General features: G+C 72.8%; 16 protein-coding genes. 9 read left to right on the top strand and 7 right to left on the bottom strand.

All coding sequences use genetic code 11. The features are described from left to right. Window positions 1–36 precede the first annotated feature (36 nt). Complete coding sequence (locus HFV08_RS24570; RefSeq protein WP_168542529.1) at window positions 37–180, bottom strand: hypothetical protein; 144 nt, start codon at window positions 178–180, stop codon at window positions 37–39. A 135-nt stretch (window positions 181–315) separates the two neighbouring features. On the opposite strand from HFV08_RS24570, the gene HFV08_RS24565 reads away from it, so the two are divergent. From HFV08_RS24565 to HFV08_RS24545, 5 genes are all read left to right on the top strand, one after another. Then, window positions 316–771, top strand: a complete 456-nt coding sequence (locus tag HFV08_RS24565; protein ID WP_040249697.1) for an Lrp/AsnC family transcriptional regulator — start codon at window positions 316–318, stop codon at window positions 769–771. Window positions 772–876: 105 nt separating this feature from the next. Next, window positions 877–2,040: an aminofutalosine synthase MqnE gene (mqnE, locus tag HFV08_RS24560; protein WP_168542527.1), complete on the top strand. Its 1,164-nt coding sequence runs from the start codon at window positions 877–879 to the stop codon at window positions 2,038–2,040. A gap of 160 nt (window positions 2,041–2,200) precedes the next feature. Continuing rightward, the gene (locus HFV08_RS24555; RefSeq protein WP_168542525.1) at window positions 2,201–2,725 is read left to right on the top strand and encodes a GNAT family N-acetyltransferase; all 525 of its coding nucleotides are present in this window, start codon (window positions 2,201–2,203) and stop codon (window positions 2,723–2,725) included. Between the two features lie 147 nt (window positions 2,726–2,872). Then, window positions 2,873–3,172, top strand: coding sequence for a DUF4229 domain-containing protein (locus HFV08_RS24550; protein ID WP_168542523.1), 300 nt, complete (start codon window positions 2,873–2,875; stop codon window positions 3,170–3,172). A 436-nt stretch (window positions 3,173–3,608) separates the two neighbouring features. Further along, entirely contained in the window at window positions 3,609–4,298 is a 690-nt protein-coding gene (locus tag HFV08_RS24545; protein WP_168542673.1) for a TetR/AcrR family transcriptional regulator, read from the top strand. Window positions 4,299–4,391: 93 nt separating this feature from the next. On the opposite strand, the gene HFV08_RS24540 is transcribed toward HFV08_RS24545, so the two are convergent. Then, a complete protein-coding gene (locus HFV08_RS24540; protein WP_168542521.1) occupies window positions 4,392–5,294 on the bottom strand; it encodes a MaoC/PaaZ C-terminal domain-containing protein in 903 nt (300 codons plus the stop codon). Window positions 5,295–5,386: 92 nt separating this feature from the next. Next, window positions 5,387–6,709, bottom strand: coding sequence for a 3-oxoacyl-ACP reductase (locus HFV08_RS24535; protein WP_168542519.1), 1,323 nt, complete (start codon window positions 6,707–6,709; stop codon window positions 5,387–5,389). A gap of 70 nt (window positions 6,710–6,779) precedes the next feature. Here HFV08_RS24535 and HFV08_RS24530 point away from each other — a divergent pair, with 70 nt between their 5' ends. After that, window positions 6,780–8,090, top strand: a complete 1,311-nt coding sequence (locus HFV08_RS24530) for an acetyl-CoA C-acetyltransferase (RefSeq protein ID WP_168542517.1) — start codon at window positions 6,780–6,782, stop codon at window positions 8,088–8,090. Between the two features lie 171 nt (window positions 8,091–8,261). Then, window positions 8,262–10,166 (top strand): AMP-dependent synthetase/ligase, encoded by a 1,905-nt coding sequence (locus HFV08_RS24525; protein ID WP_376770708.1) that lies wholly within the window; start codon window positions 8,262–8,264, stop codon window positions 10,164–10,166. A 302-nt stretch (window positions 10,167–10,468) separates the two neighbouring features. Here the strand turns inward: HFV08_RS24525 and HFV08_RS24520 are convergent, their stop codons facing one another. Beyond that, window positions 10,469–10,672: a cold-shock protein gene (locus tag HFV08_RS24520; protein ID WP_003998944.1), complete on the bottom strand. Its 204-nt coding sequence runs from the start codon at window positions 10,670–10,672 to the stop codon at window positions 10,469–10,471. A gap of 500 nt (window positions 10,673–11,172) precedes the next feature. Between HFV08_RS24520 and HFV08_RS24515 the strand changes: the two genes are divergently transcribed. Then, complete coding sequence (locus tag HFV08_RS24515) at window positions 11,173–12,024, top strand: menaquinone biosynthetic enzyme MqnA/MqnD family protein (RefSeq protein WP_168542669.1); 852 nt, start codon at window positions 11,173–11,175, stop codon at window positions 12,022–12,024. Between the two features lie 857 nt (window positions 12,025–12,881). Then, window positions 12,882–14,789 carry a serine/threonine-protein kinase gene (locus HFV08_RS24510; RefSeq protein ID WP_168542667.1) on the top strand — a complete coding sequence of 636 codons (1,908 nt, stop codon included), beginning with the start codon at window positions 12,882–12,884 and terminating at the stop codon, window positions 14,787–14,789. A gap of 177 nt (window positions 14,790–14,966) precedes the next feature. Here HFV08_RS24510 and HFV08_RS24505 read toward each other — a convergent pair whose 3' ends face one another. Genes HFV08_RS24505 through HFV08_RS24495 form a run of 3 tightly spaced genes read right to left on the bottom strand, consistent with a single transcriptional unit; the run spans window position 14,967 to window position 20,887 of the window. Then, window positions 14,967–15,479 (bottom strand): nucleotide triphosphate diphosphatase NUDT15, encoded by a 513-nt coding sequence (locus HFV08_RS24505; RefSeq protein ID WP_312885812.1) that lies wholly within the window; start codon window positions 15,477–15,479, stop codon window positions 14,967–14,969. Next, window positions 15,476–16,189: a hypothetical protein gene (locus tag HFV08_RS24500; RefSeq protein ID WP_168542515.1), complete on the bottom strand. Its 714-nt coding sequence runs from the start codon at window positions 16,187–16,189 to the stop codon at window positions 15,476–15,478. The genes HFV08_RS24505 and HFV08_RS24500 overlap by 4 nt, the downstream gene beginning before the upstream one ends. Before the next feature lie 9 nt (window positions 16,190–16,198). Then, on the bottom strand, window positions 16,199–20,887 hold the full coding sequence (locus tag HFV08_RS24495; protein WP_168542513.1) for an FtsK/SpoIIIE domain-containing protein: 4,689 nt from the start codon (window positions 20,885–20,887) through the stop codon (window positions 16,199–16,201). Window positions 20,888–20,924 lie beyond the last annotated feature (37 nt).

Raw genomic sequence — 20,924 nt, 5'->3', positions numbered from 1 at the left:
GCGCGAAAGGGCCGGGCGCGGGCCCGGCCCGGCAGGTCAGCGCTTCTTGGCGGTGCGCCTGCGGCCGAGAGCGGCGCGGCGCGGGGAGGCGGACTGATGAACACGCGAGCGGTGGGCAGCGTCCTGCAGCTCGCGCATGCGGGCGTACGCCATCTCGATCGTGTACACGGGGTAACTCACTCCTGAATGATCGTTGCTGAACGATTGAATGCTTCGTCGCCAGTTCGGCGAAGATTCACAGGGTGTCGGACCCTGTGTGCCTTAGATTCTACACCAAAACTGCGGGCATTGCAGAAGAAGGAAAGGCATCGACCTATGGACGCCGTGGACAGGCAGCTCATCCAGGCACTCCGTGAGAACGGCAGAGCCTCGTACGCCGAACTGGGGCGCCTCGTCGGCCTCTCCGGCCCCAGCGTCACCGACCGCATCAACCGCCTGGAGGTCGCCGGGGTGATCACCGGCTACCGGGCCACCGTCGACTCCAAATCGCTCGGCCTCGGGGTCACCGCCCTGGTCGGCATCTCCCTCTCGGACGCCACCGACCACGAGGACGTGGCCGAACGGCTGAAGGACCTCGGCGAGATCGAGGACTGCTGGTTCATCGCGGGCGAGGACTCGTTCATGCTCAAGGTGCGGGCCAGCGACGTCGACGGCCTGGAGCGGACCATCCGCCGCCTCTCCGCGATCAAGGGGATCTCCCGCACCCGCACCATGGTCGCCCTCTCCACCAAGTGGGAGAACCGGGTCGGCGAGCTGCCCGAGGCCGAGTGAGGCGCGGGTGAGCGCGGCCGTCCCCGGTGGGGCGGCGGACGGCGCGCGAGCAGGGAGTACGGTGGCGGCGGTACGGGGCACGGACGAAGGAGAGGCGGTCGGCGCATGGACGCGGGGCTGAAGCGCGAGCTGGAGGAGAAGGTCCGCGGGGGCGAGCGGCTGAGCCGCGAGGACGGCCTCGCGCTCTACGACTCGGACGACCTCGCCTGGCTCGGCGGTCTCGCCCACGAGGTGCGCACCCGCAAGAACGGCGATGTGGTCCACTTCAACATCAACCGCCACCTCAACATGACCAATGTCTGCACCGCCTCCTGCGCCTACTGCTCCTTCCAGCGCAAGCCCGGCGAGAAGGACGCGTACACGATGCGCATCGAGGAGGCGGTACGCCTCGCGGGGGAGATGCGGGGCGAGAACCTCACCGAGCTGCACATCGTCAACGGGCTGCACCCGAAGCTGCCGTGGCGCTACTACCCGCGCTCGCTCAGCGCCCTCAAGGAAGCGCTGCCCGAGGTCTCGCTCAAGGCCTTCACCGCCACCGAGATCCACCACTTCGAGAAGATCTCCGGGCTGCCCGCCTCCGAGATCCTCGACGAACTGATCGACGCCGGACTCGAATCGCTCACCGGCGGCGGCGCCGAGATCTTCGACTGGGAGGTCCGGCAGCACATCGTCGACCACGAGACCCACTGGGAGGACTGGTCGCGCATCCACCGCCTCGCCCACGAGAAGGGCCTCAAGACCCCCTGCACCATGCTCTACGGGCACATCGAGGAGCCGCGCCACCGCGTGGACCACGTGCTGCGGCTGCGGGAACTCCAGGACGAGACCGGCGGTTTCCAGGTCTTCATCCCGCTGCGCTACCAGCACGACTTCGTCGACATGAAGGACGGCAAGGTCCGCAACAAGCTCCAGGCCCGCACCACCATGGCCACCGGCGCCGAGGCCCTCAAGACCTTCGCCGTCTCGCGGCTGCTCTTCGACAACGTCCCGCACGTCAAGGTCTTCTGGGTGATGCACGGCGTACAGACCGCCCAACTCGCCCTGCAGCACGGCGCGGACGACATGGACGGCTCGGTCGTCGAGTACAAGATCACCCACGACGCCGACGACTACGGCACCCCGAACAAGCTCACCCGCGACGACCTGCTCGACCTCATCCGCGACGCGGGCTTCCGGCCGGTCGAGCGGAACACGCGGTACGAGATCATCCGCGAGTTCGAGGGCCCGGACCGCGGGCGGCGGGAAGTACCGCAGGCCATGCGGGTCTGAGTCCGAGCCCGAGTCCTGGCCTGAGCCCGAGTCCGAGGGCCGGGTCCGGGATCCGGGGCGGCTGCCCCGACCGGGGGTGCGTGGTGCGTACCGCACGCGTGGTGCGTACCACCCCGAAACCCCCTTGAGCGCCTTGGCGGGTAATAATTACCCTGCCCAGATGGCCCTTACCTTCACCCTCGACCCCCCGCTCACCCCCGAGCTGCACGAAGGCCTGCTCGGGCTCTGGGCGGATGTCACCAACGCGGGCGGGGCGGTCGGATTCGTCCCGCCGGTGGTGCCGGACGACATCCGGCCCATGCTGATCAAGACCCTGCACGAGGTGGCCGAGGGCCGCAGCAGGCTGCTCGTCGGGCGGGACGGGAGCGGCGCCGTCGCCGCGACCGCCTTCCTCACCCACACCACACACCGGCTGATGCGGCACTGGATCTGGGTCTACACGGTGATGGTCCACCCCTCCCACCAGGGCAAGGGCTACGGCCGCGCCCTGATGGCGGCCACCGCCGCCTCGGCCCGCGAGCTCGACGGCATCGAGGCGATCCGGCTCACCTGCCGCGGCGGCATGGGCATCGAGCGCTTCTACGAGTCCTGCGGGTACAAGGAGGTCGGCCGGGTCCCGGGCGCCATCCGCGTCGCCCCCGGTGACGACCGCGACGACATCACCCTGCTGCTCCCGCTGCGCTGAGCCGCCCCGCCGGGCCCGGCCGCGTGCTCCGGCCGCACCCGGCCCCGCTCCACCCCGTTCCGGGACTGCCGCCGCCGCGTGCTTCACTGGAGTGATGCCCGGCGCCGTCCCGCCGGGCCGCACCGCCGGACAGGAGACGGAAACGACATGCTCCGCTACACGCTGATGCGCCTCGGGATCTTCGCGGGCTGCTTCCTGGTGGTCTGGGGTCTGGTCGCCACCGGAATCGCGCCGCGCGGCCTCGGCGACTCCAACTACCTCTGGATCCTGCTGCTCGCCTTGGTGCTCTCCGCGCCGATCAGCTTCGTGGTGCTGCGCGGCCAGCGCGACCGCGCCTCCGAGCAGATCGTCGCCCGCGTCCAGCGCGCCAAGGACGGCTTCGAGGCCAGCCGCAGCCAGGAGGACCTCGCCGACGACGCCGCCCGCGCCCACGGGCAGACGAGCTGACACCCGCCCGGCTCGCGGGTTCGCGTACGGGGGCCGTCGCCTCTCGTACGTCCAGCTCTTCGCCTTTCGTGCGTCCAGCTCTTCGTCCGCCGTACGTCCAGCTCTTCGTCTGCCGTACGTCCAGACCCTCGCCTCTCGTGCGCCCGGCCCCTCGCCGCGAAGCCGTACTTTCCCGCCGCGAAGCCGTACGTTCCGTGCCGAGCGCCCATGTACCCGCCCACGTACGGCAATTGACGCGCGCGTAACCGGGGGCCGCACCGGGCCCGCGTACCCTGGCCGGTGACCATCACGGGGAGCCGCGGCGTGCGTCCTGTGAACACCGCGGGGGTGAAGGGGCGTTGGCGTGGGTGCGGTGAGGCGGGAGGGCGCGGCGGGCGGCGGGGCGGCCGAGGGGGCGGCGGGATCCGCTCGTCCCAAGGCGGCGCGCAACCGGCGCATGCCGCGGGCCGTCCGCGAGAAGCAGATGCTCGACGCGGCGGTACGGGTCTTCGCCGCGCAGGGCTACCAGGCCGCCTCCATGGACGAGATCGCCCGGCGCGCGGGGGTGTCCAAGCCGCTCGTCTACCTCTATCTCCACTCCAAGGAAGAGCTGTTCAGCGCCTGCGTCGAGCGGGAGTCCCGGGCGCTGATGACCGCGGTGCTGCGGGGCGTCGACGTACGCCAGCCCGCGGACCGCCAACTCTGGGACGGGCTGCGGTCGTTCTTCCTGCACACCGCCGAACACCCGGACGGCTGGGCGGTGTTCCACACCCGGGCCCGCACGCACGAGCCCTTCGCCACCGCCGCCGCGAAGGTGCGCGAGGACATGGTCAGCTTCGTCACCGCCCTCATCCACGCCGCCCACCGGGAGCAGGCGCAGCACGGCCCCCTGCCCGGGCCGCCCGCCGGTGCCGAGGGCAAGGAACGCGAAGCCGTCGCCCTGGCGCAGGCCCTGGTCGGCGCCGCGGAGTCGCTCGCGGGCTGGGCGCTGACCGACTCCCGTACGGGCGGAATGAGCGCGGACCAGGCCTCGGCCACCGGCGCCAACCAGGCCGCGGCCACCATGATGAACTTCGCCTGGGCCGGACTCGGCAACCTCCTGGAGGGCCGCCCCTGGACGGCGGCCGCGGCCCAGCCGACGGGGTGAGCTGCGGGGGCGGCGGGGTGAGCGGTGAGACTGCCGGGCGCCGGGACAGCCTCCGGCCGTGCGCCGCCCCGTACCGCCCTCGCCCTCTCCCCCTCAGCCCAACGCGCCCACGCGCCCTGTCAGATGCACCCGCTCCCCGCTGCGCAGCGCGAAGTCGCCGCCCTCGGCCGCGTAGGTCACCGTGGCCGGGAGCAGGACCGGGGCCTTGAACTCCGCCCGTACCCGCACCGGGCCGGTGGCTCCCTGTGCCGCCAGGCAGCGGGCGACCGTCCACATGCCGTGGGCGATGGCGCGCGGGAAGCCGAAGAGGCGGGCGGTCAGCGGGTGCAGATGGATCGGGTTGCGGTCGCCGGAGGCGGCGCCGTAGCGGCGGCCGAGGTCGCCGGGGAGCCGCCACTCGGCGGCCTCGGGCAGCTTCAGCGGGTCCGGGGCGTCCGCCTGCGGGGCGTCCGCGCGCTCGCGCTGCTCGGCGGGTACCGCGTGCCGGGCGAGATAGGTGCTGCGCGACTCCCAGACCAGGGCGCCGTCCACCCGGGCCTCGGTCACCAGATGGGCCTCGGTGCCCCGGCGGTGCGGTGCGAACTGATCGGCGTAGACGGTGACTTCGGACTCGGCGAGGGGGTGCAGGGCGCGGTGCTGCTCGATGCTGATCGAGGTGTGCACCAGGCCGAGCAGCGGCAGCGGGAAGGCGCGCTCCGACATCAGGAGCATCTGCAGCGGGAAGCCGAGCAGATGCGGATAGGTCACCGGCAGCGCCGCCCGGTCGGGTGCGAAACCGCAGATCTCCTCGTACGCGGCGAGGCGCCCGGCGTCGGCCCGGGCACCCGGCAGCACGATCCGGGTCGGCGGCGCCACCGCGCCCGGGCCCGCCTTCTTCAGCGGCGAGAGCAGCGCGCCGCGGGCGAGCAGCGGCGCCAGCGAGGGCGGGCCGCCGAGGGTCACCGTCCGCGGGCGGTCCCCGGCGGGCGGCTGCGGGTCTGGTTGCGGGTGCGGCATGGGTTCTCCGTACGTTTCCGTGAGTGCGTCGGCGCGTTCCATGAGCGCGCCGGCGCCGCGGCCGGGTCGGGCGGCCGCGGCGGAGGGCGGGCTCAGGCGCCGAGCAGGCTCTGGCCGCAGACGCGGACGACCTGGCCGTTGACCGCGCCGGAGGCGGGGTTCGCGAACCAGGCGATGGTCTCGGCGACGTCGACCGGCAGCCCGCCCTGGGCCATCGAGTTCATCCGGCGGCCGGCCTCGCGGATCATCAGCGGCACCGCGGCGGTCATCTTGGTCTCGATGAAGCCGGGGGCGACGGCGTTGACGGTCACCCCGTGCTCGGCGAGGGCGCGCGGCGCCAGCGAACGCACCAGGCCGATGATCCCGGCCTTGCTCGCCGCGTAGTTGGTCTGGCCGACGTTGCCCGCGACGCCCGCGATGGAGGCGGTGGCGACGATCCGGGCGCCCCGGCCGAGGGTGCCCGCCTTGAGCAGGTGGTCCGTGGTGCGCAGCACCGAGGCGAGGTTGACCTCCAGGACGGAGGCCCAGCGCTCGGCGGGCATATTGGCGAGCTTGCGGTCCCGGGTGATGCCCGCGTTGTGGATCAGGATGTCCAGGCCCTCGGGCAGGGCTCCGGCGATGTGCTCGCCCGCGTCCTCGGCGGTGATGTCCAGCGGCAGGGCGCTGCCGCCCAGCCGGTCGGCGGCCTTCACCAGGTCGGCCTGGGCGCCGGGCACATCGAGCAGCACGACCTTGGCGCCGTCCCGGGCCAGCGTCTCGGCGACGGCCAGGCCGATGCCCCGGGCCGCGCCGGTCACCAGGGCGGTCCTGCCCTCCAGCGGGCGGGCCCAGCTGGCGGGCGCGGTCACCTCCGCGGCCCCTGCGCCGGAGACCTCGATCACCTGGCCGCTGACGTACGCGGACTTGGGGGTGAGCAGGAAACGCAGCGTCGACTCCGCCGCGGCGGCCGAGCCGGTGCGCACCAGGGTCACCGTGCGGCCCCTGCCGCTCTCCTTGCCGAGCGAGCGGACGAAGCCCTCCAGGCCCTGCTGGGCGGCGGCCTGGTGGTGGTCCTCCGGGTCCGGCACCGAGCCGAGGACCACGATCCGGCCGCTCGCGGCGACCGAGCGGACGACCGGGTGCAGGGCGGCGTGCACCTCGGCGAGGGCGGCGACGTCGCGTACGCCGGTGGCGTCGAGGACGACGGCGGCCGGGCGTTCGGCCTCGGCCTGCACCGGCAGACCGGTGCGGCGCAGCACCTCCTCCAGCGGGTCGGCGAGGGCGGAGCCGCCCGCGGTGAGGTGCAGCAGGGGGCCGCCGAGGTCCGGCTTGCTGTCGCTGTACCGCTTGAGCGGGACGGGCTGCGGCAGTCCCAGCCTGCTGGTGAGGAAGCGGCCCGCGCCGGTGCCGGTGAAGTTCAAGTAGCGGTCGGCCATTGTCCAACTCCCTGCTCGGTCGTAAATTTACTTCTGAGTAAGGTTACTCAAGAGTCAGGAGCTGGTCGAGATGCAGTACCGCCCCGGGGACAAGGCCCCCGACGCCCGCCTGCCCCAGATCCGGCGGGTCGCCGTGGTCGGAGGGAGCCGTATCCCGTTCGCCCGCTCCGACGGCGCCTACGCCACCGCCTCCAACCAGGAGATGCTGACCGCGGCGCTGGACGGGCTGGCCGAGCGGTACTCGCTGTCCGGGCCCGGCGCGGTCGGCGAGTTCGTCGCCGGGGCGGTCCTCAAGCACAGCCGGGACTTCAACCTCGCCCGCGAGACCGTCCTCGGCTCGGCGCTCGACCACTCCACCCCCGCCTACGACCTCCAGCAGGCCTGCGGCACCGGGCTCCAGGCCGTCATCGCCGTCGCCAACAAGATCATGCTCGGGCAGATCGACTCCGGTGTCGCGGGCGGCGCCGACACCACCAGCGACGCCCCGCTCGGCGTCAACGACGAGCTGCGCCGCACCCTGCTCGCGGCCCGCCGCGGCAAGACCACCGGGGCCCGCCTCAAGGCGCTCGCCCGGATCCGCCCCGGCCACATCGTGCCGGACATCCCGGAGAACGCGGAGCCCCGCACCGGCCTCTCGATGGGCGAGCACGCCGCGATCACCGCCCGCAAGTGGGGCATCGGCCGCGAGGCGCAGGACGAACTCGCCTTCCGCAGCCACCGCAACCTCGCCGCCGCCTACGAACGCGGCTTCCAGGACGACCTGGTGGTCCCCTTCCGCGGACTGGCCCGCGACAACAACCTGCGCCCCGGCTCCACCCTGGAGAAGCTCGCCACGCTCAAGCCCTGCTACGGCGTGCGGGACCCCGAGCCGACGATGACCCCCGGCAACTCCACCCCGCTGACCGACGGCGCCTCCACGGTGCTGCTGGCGAGCGAGGAGTGGTGCGAGGCCCGCGGGCTCAGCCCGCTCGCCTATCTGACGGTGTACGAGACGGCGGCCGTCGACTACGTCAACGGCGATGTGCGGGACGGCGAGGACGGGCTGCTCATGGCGCCCACCTACGCGGTGCCGCGGATGCTGGAGCGGGCCGGCCTCGGCATCGAGGACTTCGACCTGATCGAGATCCACGAGGCCTTCGCCTCCCAGGTGCTGGCCACCCTCGCGGCCTGGGAGAAGCGCGGCCTCGCCCCCGTCGACCGCGAGAAGCTCAACGTCGCGGGCTCCTCCCTCGCCGCCGGGCACCCCTTCGCGGCCACCGGCGGCCGTATCGTCGCCAACCTGGCCAAGCTGCTCGCCGAGCGCGAGGGCCCCTCGCGCGGGCTGATCTCGGTCTGCGCGGCGGGCGGACTCGGCGTCACGGCGGTCCTGGAGAAGGTCTAGCCGCGGCGGGCGCGCGGGGCGGGGCGGCAGGGCACCGGGAGCCGAGGAGGCGCCGACCGGCCGCCCCACCCCCGCTCACCTTCACCTTTTCCGCCCCGGCCCCCGCCGTCCCCGCTCTTGTCCCGCACAGCTCCCGTCGCATACGGTCCCGCAACCGCTGTACGCAAAGGAGTGCAAGTGCCCCGTAAGGCGTCCTCGCTGCCCGCCCTCGTCGCACCGCAGAAGAAGTCCGTCGACGGCGTCGTACGCGAGGTCGGCATGCCCGCCCTGGCCGCGCCGCCGGTGCGCGGCTCGCTCGCCGACATCCCCTTCGACAACGCCCGCGAGGAGCCGGCGGCGCCCGTCCTCGCGCGCAAGGACGCGGCGGGCCGCTGGCAGGACGTCACCGCCGCCGCCTTCGCCGAGGAGGTCGCCGCGCTCGCCAAGGGCCTGATCGCGCAGGGCCTCGCCCCCGGCGAACGGCTCGCGATCATGGCGCGCACCCGCTACGAGTGGACCCTCCTCGACTTCGCCGCCTGGGCCGCCGGGCTGGTCACCGTCCCCGTCTACCCGACCTCCTCGGCCTTCCAGACCCGCGCGATCCTCCAGGACTCCGGGGCCGTCGCCCTCGCCGTCGAAACCGCCGCGGCGGCCGCCGCCCTCGGCCCCGAACGCGACCGCCTCGCCGACCTCGCGCACGTCTGGGCCTTCGAGGCGGGCGACCTCGGGCGGCTCGCGGAGCTGGGGCGCGCCACCGGGGTCACCGACGCCGAGCTGGCGGCCCGCCGCGCCCGGCTCGGCCCCGCCGACCCGGCCACCCTGATGTACACCTCGGGCACCACCGGCCGCCCCAAGGGCTGCGTCCTCACCCACGGCAATGTCTTCGCCGAGATCGACAACGCCGTGGAGCTGCTCCACCCGATCTTCCGCGCGACCAGCGAGGAGCAGCCCGCCACCCTCCTCTTCCTGCCGCTCTCCCATGTCTTCGGCCGGATGGTGGCGCTCGGCTGCCTGCGCGCCCGGGTGCGCCTCGGCCACGCGCCCAGCATCGCCACCGAGGACCTCCTCGCCGACCTCGCCTCCTTCCGCCCGACCTTCCTGCTCGCCATCCCGTACGTCCTGGAGAAGGTCTTCAACACCGGCCGCGCCACCGCCGAACGCCTCGGCCGGGTCTCCTCCTACGACCGGGCCGCCCGTATCGCCCGCCGCTACGGCGAGGAGACGGAGGCCCAGCAGCTCGGCACCGGACCGGGCCCCGGCGCGGGACTGCGCTTCGCGCGCGGGGTGTACGACCCGCTGGTCTACCGCCGGATCCGCGCGGCCCTCGGCGGCCGGGTGCGGTACGTCATCAGCGGGGGCTCCCCGCTCGGGCGGCGGCTCGGCACCTTCTACACCGGCGCCGGGATCGAGCTCTTCGAGGGGTACGGGCTGACCGAGACCACCGCCGCCGTCACCGTGACCCCGCCGCAGCAGCAGCGCCTCGGCACGGTCGGCTGGCCGATGCCCGGCGCGCGGCTGCGGCTCGGGGCGGACGGCGAGGTCTTCCTGAAGGGGCCGCAGGTCTTCGCCGGGTACTGGGACGCGCAGACCCGCGCCGCGGTGCCCGCCACCGAGGACGGCTGGCTGCCGACCGGCGATCTCGGCAGCCTGGACGCCGACGGCTATCTGACCCTCACCGGACGCAAGAGCGAGATGCTGATCACCACCGGCGGCAAGAACGTCGCCCCGGCCCCGCTGGAGGACTGGCTGCGCGCCCACCCGCTGGTCAGCCAGTGCCTGGTGGTCGGTGACGCCCGGCCGTTCGTCGGGGCGCTGTTCACCCTCGACCCGGAGGGCATCGCGCACTGGCAGCAGATGCGCCGCAAGAACGTCCCGCTGGAGCGGCTCGCCCAGGACCCGGAGCTGCACGAGACCCTGCAGCGCGCCGTCGACGAGGCCAACAAGCTGGTCTCCCGCCCCGAGTCCATCCGCAAATTCGCCGTCCTCGCGGGCCAGTTCACCGAGGAGGCGGGCCATCTCACCCCCTCGCAGAAGATGAAGCGCGAGGCGCTGGTCCGCGACTTCGCCGGGGAGATCGACGCACTGTACGAGCGGTAGCTGCACGAGCGGTGGCGGTACGAGCGGTGGCGGTACGAGCGGTGGGCGGGCCGCTTCGCGGGGCGGCGCGGACTCACGTACACCCGGGAGCACACCCGGGCATGCGGATGCCCCGCCTCCGTGGTGCCGGTGGAGGCGGGGCACTGTGCCGCAAGGAGGTCGCCCGGCTGCCGGAGCAGTGGGGTCTGTGCACTTGCTGCGTAAGGCAGGAGCCCCGTGGTACCGCACGAGACGGGGGTGGGGCTCCTTGGGTACTACTTATCCGTTCCGGATCAGCTCCCGAGTGGCCTCGGGAACCTGGATCACACCGGGGTGACGTTCTCCGCCTGCGGACCCTTCGGGCCCTGCGTGACGTCGAAGGACACCGCCTGGTTCTCCTCGAGAGAACGGAATCCGCTCGCGTTGATCGCGGAGTAGTGAACGAAGACGTCCGGGCCGCCGCCTTCCTGGGCGATGAAACCAAAGCCCTTTTCGGCGTTGAACCACTTCACGGTTCCGGTAGCCATAAGCCCTCCTTGGGCCAAAGGGTTGCCCTGCTCCAGAACCTGCTGTTGTAACAACTGCAAAAGTCTGAAAACGACGAAAGCCTGCGGGTTACATGCTCCGCAGGCTTTAGTACTGCAAGGGAAACCAAACTGCAACTTGCGTTCAGCCTAGCACGCGGGCAGCCGAAAGCGATAGAGGGCAAGATCACGTCACCCGGATGTTTGACGATCGCGAGGATCGGGGTAACGCCGGACCGTCGGGCGGCCCTTAAATGATCTGACTTTTCTGCCCCGGTGGGGTGTCGTGCGCGTGGCGCCGGGCGGGCCTCGAATCCGTACCGCCCGCCCCGAAGAGGGCCCCGGCTCCGCCGGACCCGGGCGGACGCACGCGGCGCGCGGCGCCGCCGGACCACCCTGGAGTTCGCACCGTACCGCACGAGGGCTAGCCTCGCGATGTGGACAATTCTCCCGCGGACTCGCTCGCCGGACCGGCCGCCGCACAGCCGCCGGCCGCAGAACAGGTGCCAGGCCCCCGCCGCACCCGGCCGCGCGTCGGCCATATCCAGTTCCTCAACTGCCTTCCCCTCTACTGGGGTCTCGCGCGCACCGGGACCCTGCTCGACCTGGAGCTGACCAAGGACACCCCCGAGAAGCTCAGCCGGCAGCTGATCGAGGGCGAGCTCGACATCGCCCCGGTCACCCTCGTGGAGTTCCTCAAGGCGGCCGACGACCTGGTCGCGCTGCCCGACATCGCGGTCGGCTGCGACGGCCCGGTGATGTCCTGCGTGATCGTCTCGCAGGGCCCGCTGGAGCAGCTCGACGGCGCCCGGGTCGCCCTCGGCTCCACTTCGCGCACCTCGGTGCGGCTCGCGCAACTGCTGCTCGGCGAGCGCTACGGGGTGCGCCCCGAGTACTACACCTGCCCGCCGGACCTCGGCCTGATGATGCAGGAGGCCGAGGCCGCGGTGCTGATCGGCGACGCCGCGCTGCGCGCCAATCTGCACTACGGGCCGAAGCTGGGCCTCCAGGTCCACGACCTCGGCCGGCTGTGGAAGGAATGGACCGGGCTGCCCTTCGTCTTCGCGGTCTGGGCCACCCGCCGCGCCTATCTGGAGCGCGAGCCCGAGGCGGTACGCGAGGTCCACCGCGCCTTCCTCGCCTCCCGCGACCTCTCGCTGGCCGAGGTCTCCAAGGTCGCGGAGCAGGCGGCGCGCTGGGAGCTCTTCGACCAGGACGTCCTGGAGCGCTACTTCACCACCCTCGACTTCCGCTTCGGCGACCACCAGCTCGCCGCGGTACGGGAGTTCGCCCGCCGGGTCGGCCCGACCACGGGCTTCCCCGCGGACGTACGGGTGGACCTGCTGCACGACTGAGCCCGCCGGCGGGGGCGCCTCCCGGGGGGCCTTCGGCTGTCGCCGGGGCTGCCTCGGGCGCGGGGGCTGCCTCGGGTGTCGCCGGGCCGCGATCTGCCGGTGCCGGGTCGGTGCCGCGACCGTCGCCGGGGTCCGGGGTCGGGTCGTCTTCCGAGGGCCGTTCGCTGCGGGCGGAAAGCGGTTGCCGGGGCCTCGGCGCGTCGCCGGGAGCTTCGCGGTCCGAGGGGTGCCGGGCGCGAGCCGCGAGGGCCCCGCGGGCAATGGCGGAATTCACCCGACCGGAATGCCAGACGTGTGACAGTCAAGCGGAATCATTTATTCCGAGCGTTCGCCGCGCACCCGAAGCCTTTCCGTCCGCGCGCCGCCGAGGGCTTTCCGCCGAGTCGCCGCCCGATGGTCTCCCGAAGCCCTCGCGAGTTTCCCGCCCACCGGAATGCGAATTCCCTGTGGCAGCGGTGCGACGGCTCGATGAACTCTTCCGCTCCGTGAGAGGGAAGGGCCCTGCCGGACGGCCCCGGACGGGTACCGCACTCTCCGGATGCGTCCTCGTACGCGCCCCTCACCGGAACCGGAACCGGTGAATTCGCTGCCATGGAGAGGACCGGGAGAGGACCCGGAGAGGACCTGGAGAGGGTCTGGAGAGGAACAGGCAGGAACCGGACGGGGGCCGGAGTGGGGCGGTGTGGGCCGGAGAGGCAGGCGCACCGCCCGGCCCCTGCCCGCGGGCAAGGCGCGGCCCCCCGGCAGGGCCCCGGGGCTCCCGCGGCTGGCCGCCTCTGCCCCCGGAACCGTGCAGGGCCTACGCTGCTCGGTGCAGCCGGACAGCAGGGGGAGGCCATCGCGTGGGGGACAGCGCCGTGCAACCGCTGAACGCCGACGAGCCCGCGGCCATCGGCCCCTACCGCCTCCTCGGCCGGCTCGGCTCCGGCGGCATGGGGCGCGTCTACCTGGGGCGCAGCACGGGCGGGCGCACCGTCGCCGTCAAGGTGGTCCATCCGCACTTCGCCCTGGACGAGGAGTTCCGCGCCCGGTTCCGGCGCGAGGTGGCGGCGGCCCGCAAGGTCGGCGGGGCCTGGACCGCGCCGGTTCTCGACGCCGACCCGGACGCCCCGGTCCCCTGGGTGGCGACCGGCTATGTGGCCGGGCCCTCGCTCACCCACGCGGTCGCCGGGTCCCCGGAGCCCTCGCCGCTGCCGGAGCAGGCGCTGCGCGTCCTCGGCGCCGGTCTCGCCGAGGCGCTCACCGAGGTCCACGCCCACGGGCTGGTCCACCGGGACGTCAAGCCCTCCAACGTCCTGCTCGCGCTCGACGGCCCCCGGCTCATCGACTTCGGCATCGCCCGCGCGGTGGACGGCACCACCTCGCTCACCTCCACCGGCGCCTCCATCGGCTCACCCGGCTACATGGCACCGGAGCAGATCCTCGGCCAGGGCGTCACCGGCGCCGCCGACGTCTTCTCGCTGGGTGCCGTGCTGGTCTACGCGGCCTCGGGCCTGCCCCCGTTCCCCGGCGACACCTCGGCGGCGCTGCTGTACAAGGTGGTGCACGAGGAGCCCGAACTGCGCGCCCTGACCGGGGAGTTGCGCGAACTGGCGGCCCGCTGCCTGGCCAAGGACCCCGCCGCGCGCCCGGCCCCGGCTGAGCTGGCCCGGGCGCTGGCCCCGCAGGGCACCCGGCAGCTGATGACCGGGGGCTGGCTGCCGCGCCGCCTGATGGAAGAGGTGAGCCGCACCGCCGTGAGCCTCCTCGACCTGGAGGCCACCACCGCCGACCCGCCCCAGGCGTCCTCGGCCCCACCACGTCCCACCGATCCGCCTTCGGCGCCGCCGCGGCCGGGGGCTCCGGACCCCGCCGCCCGGCGGGCTGCCGCCCCGGACTCCGCTGCCCTCGACTCCGGCGCCCCGGACCCCGCTGCTTCCGACTCCGCCGCCTCGGGCGCCTCCGCCCGGCACGCCTCGGCCCCGGGCTCCGCCTCCGGGCTCCCGGGGACTGCCCCGCCCCAGCCCGGCGTCTTCGGCCCCCCTGACCCCTCGTACGGAGACCTGGCCGCCGCGCCCGCCTGGCCCGCGCCCGCGGCCACCGGGGTGCCTTCGTACGCGACGGGTGGCAGTGAGCCGCAAAGCGGGACCGGCGGTCCGGCGGGCGGGGAGACGCGCCGCGGTCCCGGGCGGCTCTCGGTGACGGTGGACGCGCACAGCACCGCCGTGGGTCCGAACAGCCGTGGCCGCAAGCTCAGTTGTACGGTCGCGCTCGCGGTGGCCGGTGCGCTCGCGGCGGTGACCTTCGGCTCCGTCTTCGTCTTCGACCTGATGCCGGGCTCCGACTCGGACTCGTCCCAGGACGCAGGACCGGCCCCCGGTGCCAGCAGCCCCGGCGAACCGAGCACCGGCGGCGCCGCCTCCACGCAGGTGCCCGCCGCGTACCTCGGCACCTGGGAGGGGCCCGCGTACAGCCGGGGCACTGAACTCCCGCTCGGAACCTTCAAATTGACGGTGCATCAGGGAACGCCCGGCAAGAAGTTCGCGGTGATGCGTCAGACGGACCCGCTCGGCGGTGTCTGCGAGGTGGACCTGAAGCTGGACCACAGCACCCCGCAGGAGGTCGTCGCCACCGGCCAGGGCAGGCCGGACAGCGCGGCGACCTGCACCAAGAACGCCCACACCGTCCACCTGGTACGCACCGGCGACGACCTCTCGTACATCTCGGAGAACGAGAAGGCGGGCCGTCCGAAGGCCAGGATGGAGAAGAAGGCGGAGAAGCAGTAGGGAAGGGAGGGGCCGGGGAGAGCGGGGTTCGGAAGGGTCGGGGAGCTTGGGGGGAGCGGAGCGGCCACTCGCCGGCAGTCCGGGCCCAGGCTCGGAACCGGGCGGATCCGCCAACCAGTCACCCGCACTGGCCAGTTGAGCCCTCGCTGCCCCAACTCCCGCCCCCACCCGACCGGGTTACCACTGCGCCGCCGTCTGCGTGAGGTGGTAGACGCTGACCTCCGGGTGGGCGATCGGCAGGTCGGGGCGCCAGGTGCTGAGGACCTGGCCGCTCGGTACGAAGAGCGGGGAGGGCAGCCGCTCGGGGGTGTGCCAGGTCCAGCGGGAGACCAGGTGCGGCTCGGCCGCGTAGGGGCGCCCGGTGAAGCGGTGCACCCGCGCCGCCATCGTCACCCGGGTGACCCCGCCGACCTCGTCGAGCAGCATCGCGAGCACCTCGACGTCCTCCGCGAGGGCCACCAGGCCTGTCTCCTCGGCGAGTTCACGCACCGCCGCCTCGGCGACCGGCTCCCCGCCCTCCACCTTGCCGCCCGGCAGCTCGTGCACCCCCGAACGGTGCCGCCCGAGCAGCAGCCGCCCCTCCTCGTCCGTGACGATCACCCCGACCCCGACCGCCGCGTGCGGCACCGGCGGCTCGGGCGCCCGGGGCGCGGTGGTCACGGTCAGCCGGTCGCGGGGTGCCGGATTCACGGTTGCCTGCCCTCTCTCTGGTCGGACGCGGCGGGCGCCGGGTCACCGGCTCCATTCTCGCCGCTGGCCTCCGCGGCGGGCCCGGTCGTTTTGGCCAAGCGTCCGCGGGTGCGCCGCCACAGGCCGCCGACCTGCCCGAAGAGGTACATGCCCAGCACCGCGCTGCTGCCGCCGACGAGCCAGGCCCAGGGATAGTGCGCATCGATCCAGCAGTAGGTGTCGTAGGCGCCACAGGAACTCCGCCGGCCCTTCGGCGGCCAGGACTGGGCGGCGATCGCGAAGAACATCACCGTCGCCGCGACGGCCGGCAACGACAGGGCGACCAGACCCACCGAACGCGCCCTGTGGCGCTTGAAGTCGGTGCCGAAGAGCGCCCAGGCGGCCAGCGAGGGTGCCAGCGGCGAAAGAAGCCCTGCGCTGACCGTGAAGCCGTACCCGCCGCCCGGCCAGTGCGGAGCCACCTCCCGCCACCAGCTGTCGGCCACCCGGCCCGGGCCGAGCACGAGCGCGGCGATGACGGCGACGGCACCGAGGAACACCGCGAGTCCGAAGCCGAAGGACTTCAGCCGAGCCGGGCGAGGCCGCGGCTCCTTCTCCCCGTGCCGAGTCGTACGCACCGACTTGGTCGGCCGGTACGCCGCCTGGGCCGCCCTGGGCCGTCCCGGTCGCTTCGATCCGCTGGCCGTCCGCCGCCGCTGGTTCCTGGACATCCCGCAGGCCTAGAGAGGAGTGGTGACGGTGAAGTGCTCGCCGTCGCCCAGGTGCAACAGGCCCTTGCCGGGAGCGACTTGGCCGCCGACCATGCTGCGCGTCGTACGGATGCCGATCAGCTCGCCGCTGGAGGAGTCCTGCGGTGAGAGCAGAATGCCCCGGCGGGCCTTCTTGGCGTCGACCTGCCAACCGGAGAAGCCGCTGCACACGTCGTTCTCGTCACCGGCGATGACCAGACCGAGGCCGCGCTCGCTGCCGCGCTGGATGAGCCGCTTGAACTGGCTCTCGGCGTCGCAGTCCTCCAGGATCTCGCCGTCGTCGACGAGTACGACGATCGGTTCCTCCGGGGAGGCCGAGTCGATGGCCTCCTCGAAGTCGTCCTCGTCGATGTCGTCCTCCATGAACACCTTCAACACGCCTTCGCTGCCGTCGAGTTCACGCAGCGGGGACTGGCGCGGGGCGGCGATGACCAGCCGGACGCCCTGGGTGAGGTAGGAGCGGGCGAAGTTCATCAGCACCGTGGAGCGGCCGGACTTGGCCGGACCCGCCACCACGAACGCGGGGACGCCGGAGGCGAGATCCGGCCCGAAGCCCATGATCTCGTCGCCGCCGATGCCGACCAGGCCCCACATGCGCGACCGGGAGAGCTCCGGGTCCCGCAGTTCCCAGGCCTCCGGGAAGGAGATCCGGCTCGGCAGGCTGTCCACCCGGAACGGCCGCCTGGCGCGCGGTACTTCGGCGTCCCGCGCGGTCGCCTCCTCGCCGATCGCGGAGAGTGCGGCGGCCTGGCCCTGGCCCGTCGAGTCCTGCGAGAGCAGCGCGAACTGCGTCTCCGTACCGGACTCGTTCTTGTAGGCGCGGCCCGGCGGGATCTCCTCGGGGACCTTCTTGCCGGGGATCCCGAGCATCGCGAAGTCGGAGCGGTCCGCGAGCCGCAGTCCGTACTTGTCCTCGGTGAGCGAGGAGATACGGCCCACCAGGAGCTGGCGGTCACCGGTCATCACCAGGTGGATGCCGACGCTCGCACCCTCGCGCATGATCGCGGTCAGCTCGTCCGTGAGGGAGCCGTGGTCGATCTCGCCGAGGGTGGGCAGCCAGCCCTCCCAGCGGTCCAGGAGGATCACCAGATGGGGCAGTCGCTCTTCCTCCGCCGCCACCGCCCGCTGTTCGCCGATGTCCGCGAACCCGCTGTCGGCGAGCAGATCCTGACGGCGCGTCACCTCGTTCTTGAAGCGGGTGACCAACCGGACCACCCGCTCGGTCTGGTTGCGCCCGACGACCGCGCCGCAGTGGGGGAGCCGGGTCAGCGCGTTGAGGGCGCCGTTGCCGCAGTCGATGCCGTACAGGTGGACATCGGCGCAGCTGTGCGTGCGGGCCAGGGAGCCCGCGATGGTCCGCAGCACCTGGGAGCGGCCGCTGCGCGGGGCGCCGCCGATCATCAGGTGGCCGAAGCTCGCGAAGTCCACCACCACCGGCCTGCGCGCCTGGTCGGACGGCAGGTCCTCGACACCGAACGGCGCGGGAGCGAGCTTGCCGGGCGCCGGGGCGGGCAGAGCGGACACGTCGATCTCGTCGAGGAGCAGTGTCTCGGAGAGCGCGGGCAGCCAGGGGCTGTGCTGCGCCGGGATGCGCATCGCCTCGTTGCCCGCCCGGATCGCGTCCACGAGCACCTTGAGGTCGGTGACCTCCTCTTCCTCCCGCTGCTCGGCCTTCGGTTTGACGAGCTGCTGACGACCGAGGTCGTTCCAGCCGAGGGCGCCGGTCCACGGAGCGAGCGCGGCCGGGTCGGCCGCACCGGGCCGGCGGCCGCCGACCCGGCCGGACTGGAAGGGCACCAGGGAGGCGTGCCCCAGGCGCACATAGGCGCGGCCGGGCGTCGACTTGGCGATGTGGCCCGCGTCCGGCGCGTCGATGACGTCCGAGGACTCACCGGCGTCGGTCACCCGCAAGGCGATCCGCAGGTTGGTGTTGGCGCGGATCTCGGGGGAGACCACACCGCTCGGGCGCTGGGTGGCGAGCAGCAGGTGGATGCCGAGCGAACGGCCCCGCTGGGCGATGTTGACCAGGCCGGTGACGAAGTCCGGCAGGTCGCGCACCATGGAGGCGAACTCGTCGATCACGATGAGCAGCCGGGGCAGCGGCGCATACGAGGCATCGCGGCGCAGCAGGTCCTGATAGTCCTCGATGTCCTTCGCGTCGGCGGCGGCGAGAATGTGCTCGCGGCGCTTCAGCTCGGCGCCGAGCGATTCGAGGGCGCGCTCGACGAGGTGGGCGTCGAGGTCGGTGACCATGCCGACGGTGTGCGGAAGCTTCACGCAGTCCTTGAACGCCGATCCGCCCTTGTAGTCGACGAGGACGAAGGTCATGTTCTCGGGGGTGTTGGCCACCGCGAGCGCGGCGACGATCGTCTGCAGCAGCTCCGACTTACCCGAACCCGTGGTACCGGCGATCAGGCCGTGCGGCCCGTCCTTGCGCATGTCGATGCCGAAGGCGCCGTCATAGGACTCACCGATCAGGGCGAGCGTCGACTGGCCGCCCATCCGCCAGCGGGCGGTGATCGCGTCGGGCGTCGGCGGCTCCAGCTGGAGCACGTCGAGCAGCCGGCTGGAGCCGGGCAGCGCCGAGTCCTCGGTCTCGCCGCTGATGTCGCGCAGCGCGGACAGGGAACGCGAGAGGCGTACGCACCAGGCGGGCGAGACGAAGTCGGGGCGCACGTTCAGGATGCTCGCCGAGCCGGTCTCCTCCACCCGCAGCCGCAGTTCCTCGCCGTTCTGCCGGGCGGGCTGCTCCTGCGGGGTGTGCCAGGCCTGGAAGGAGGGGAAGCCGCCCGGTCCCTGCTGCGGCATGCTCGGCGCGAACTGATCCGTGCCCGCCACCGGCGCATGCTCCACCGGCTTCGGCTCGGCCACCACGAAGGCCTGGCACTCACCGGGCAGGAAGCGCTCCTCGGTGTCCAGGCAGACCGCGTACATCGACACGCTCGGGCCTTCACGGAGCAGCTTCACCACACCGGGCAGGGAACGCAGCCGCCGCGAGCCGTCCCAGAAGACCACGATGTCCGGGTCGGCGAAGGACTTCAGCTGCGAGTTGGCGGCCTTCGCCTTCTGCCGCGCGTCGAGGATCTGGGTCAGCTCGCCGATGCGGGCGGCCACGGTCTCGGCATCCGTGCCGATCAGTACGTTGATCTCCTGGCCGCCCGAGGGCTGGGTGTGCGGCAGCCAGCGCACCCATTCCCAGCTCTCCTGCGCGTTCGCCTCGGTCAGCACGTAGAACTGCACGTCCATCGGGCTGTGCAGGGCCGCGGTCTGGGCCAGCGCCCAACGGCCCATCGCCCGCGAGGAGTCGCCGGGGCCGGCCATGCCGATGACGCCGAGCGAGCGCAGCGGCAGCGAGACGGGGGCGTCCTCGATGTTCCAGGTGACCTGGCGCCGGTGCTCGTCCTGCTCCGGGTCGTCGAGGACCACCTCGGAGGGCAACTTTCCCGTCCCCACGCGCAGTTGGAGGTGGTCCTGGTCGGTGCGGCGGCGCTCCCACAGACGGGTGCGCGGGCCGGTGCCCAGCGAGAGCACGAGCGCCGGGTCGGGTATCGCGAGGCGCCGGTCGAGGCGTTCGGCGACCAGGGCGTCCTGGGCGTCCTTCTCGATCCTGGCCTTGGTCTCCTTGTACTCCTTGACCTGCTTGGCATGGGACTTGCGCCCGTGCTTCTTGTCCATGAAGTAGTTGCCGAAGAGCATGATCGGGCTCAGCCCCGCCATGATCAGGTAGTACCAGCGCCCGAAGACCACCACCGCCACGATCGCGCCGACCAGCGGGAAGAGCGCCATCAGCCAGGGCAGCGGCCTGGCCTCGTAGTCCCGGGGCGGCGAGGGCAGCCGGAACTTGGTCTGGCGGACCGGAGGGCGCAGCCGCGGCGGCCGGTTGTAGTCGAGGGCGATGCCGTCCTCCGACCACTTCAGGGCGGCGTTCGGCGGCGTGTAGCGGGTCAGCTCCAGGAGCGTGTTGCCGACGGAGATCTGCCGCCCCAGCGGCCAGTCCCCCTTGGCGAAGTCCCGCTGCGGCGGCACGGATTCGGCCTCCTCGCCGTCCTCCCCGCGCCGCCTGCGCCCCTTCTTCCCGCTGTCCCCGCGCCCGTTCCCCTTCTCCTTCTTGTCCTTCTTCTCCGCGTCGATCTCGGAGTACTTCTCACCGTCGAGGGTGACCTTCTCCTCGTCCGTGTGCACCCTGACCTTGCAGCTGCCGTCGGTGGCCACCGAGAGCGTCAGCGCGCGTTCGGGAAGCTCCGGGTCGGCGATACGGATGTGCGCCGTCGGCCCGCTGCCGATGTCGTACCGTCCCACGCCCAGGCGGTGCACGGCGCCCGACACCGGTCCGCTGACCACCCGCAGTTCGACCAGGCCGGAGGGCTCCCCGGGTATGCAGGCGGCGGGATCGTCGAGGCTGACCACCACGCCGTCCCGCAGCGGCGATCCGACGACGGTCGCCGCGGGGTCGACGGCGAAGCCGTCCACGTACACGACCGGTCCGCCCCCGGCCCCCAGGCGGTGCTGACCGATCGGGATGACCTGGGCGCCGCCCTGCCCGACCTGCTCGGAGAGCTGCCTGCCGATGTCGCCGACGGTGGTCTCGGGATCGGCGTCCACGACCACATCGGCGCTGCTGCCGGTGAACGGATCGACGACGGTCAGACTCAGGCGCACCTCGGTCCCCCTCATGGACGCCGCGGACGCTTCCGGA

The sequence above is a fragment of the Streptomyces physcomitrii genome (genome assembly GCF_012273655.1).
Lineage (GTDB): Bacteria > Actinomycetota > Actinomycetes > Streptomycetales > Streptomycetaceae > Streptomyces > Streptomyces physcomitrii.
Note: the sequence above shows the minus strand (reverse complement) of the source record. Positions and strands in the feature narration are given on the sequence as shown.

Excerpts from the sequence above, each read along its gene's own strand:
- HFV08_RS24545 (WP_168542673.1), top strand. The coding sequence starts at position 3,609 with ATGCCGCGGGCCGTCCGCGAGAAGCAGATGCTCGACGCGGCGGTACGG.
- HFV08_RS24535 (WP_168542519.1), bottom strand. The coding sequence starts at position 6,709 with ATGGCCGACCGCTACTTGAACTTCACCGGCACCGGCGCGGGCCGCTTC.
- HFV08_RS24540 (WP_168542521.1), bottom strand. The coding sequence starts at position 5,294 with ATGCCGCACCCGCAACCAGACCCGCAGCCGCCCGCCGGGGACCGCCCG.
- HFV08_RS24520 (WP_003998944.1), bottom strand. The coding sequence starts at position 10,672 with ATGGCTACCGGAACCGTGAAGTGGTTCAACGCCGAAAAGGGCTTTGGT.
- HFV08_RS24530 (WP_168542517.1), top strand. The coding sequence starts at position 6,780 with ATGCAGTACCGCCCCGGGGACAAGGCCCCCGACGCCCGCCTGCCCCAG.
- HFV08_RS24555 (WP_168542525.1), top strand. The coding sequence starts at position 2,201 with ATGGCCCTTACCTTCACCCTCGACCCCCCGCTCACCCCCGAGCTGCAC.
- HFV08_RS24565 (WP_040249697.1), top strand. The coding sequence starts at position 316 with ATGGACGCCGTGGACAGGCAGCTCATCCAGGCACTCCGTGAGAACGGC.
- HFV08_RS24550 (WP_168542523.1), top strand. The coding sequence starts at position 2,873 with ATGCTCCGCTACACGCTGATGCGCCTCGGGATCTTCGCGGGCTGCTTC.
- HFV08_RS24500 (WP_168542515.1), bottom strand. The coding sequence starts at position 16,189 with ATGTCCAGGAACCAGCGGCGGCGGACGGCCAGCGGATCGAAGCGACCG.
- mqnE (WP_168542527.1), top strand. The coding sequence starts at position 877 with ATGGACGCGGGGCTGAAGCGCGAGCTGGAGGAGAAGGTCCGCGGGGGC.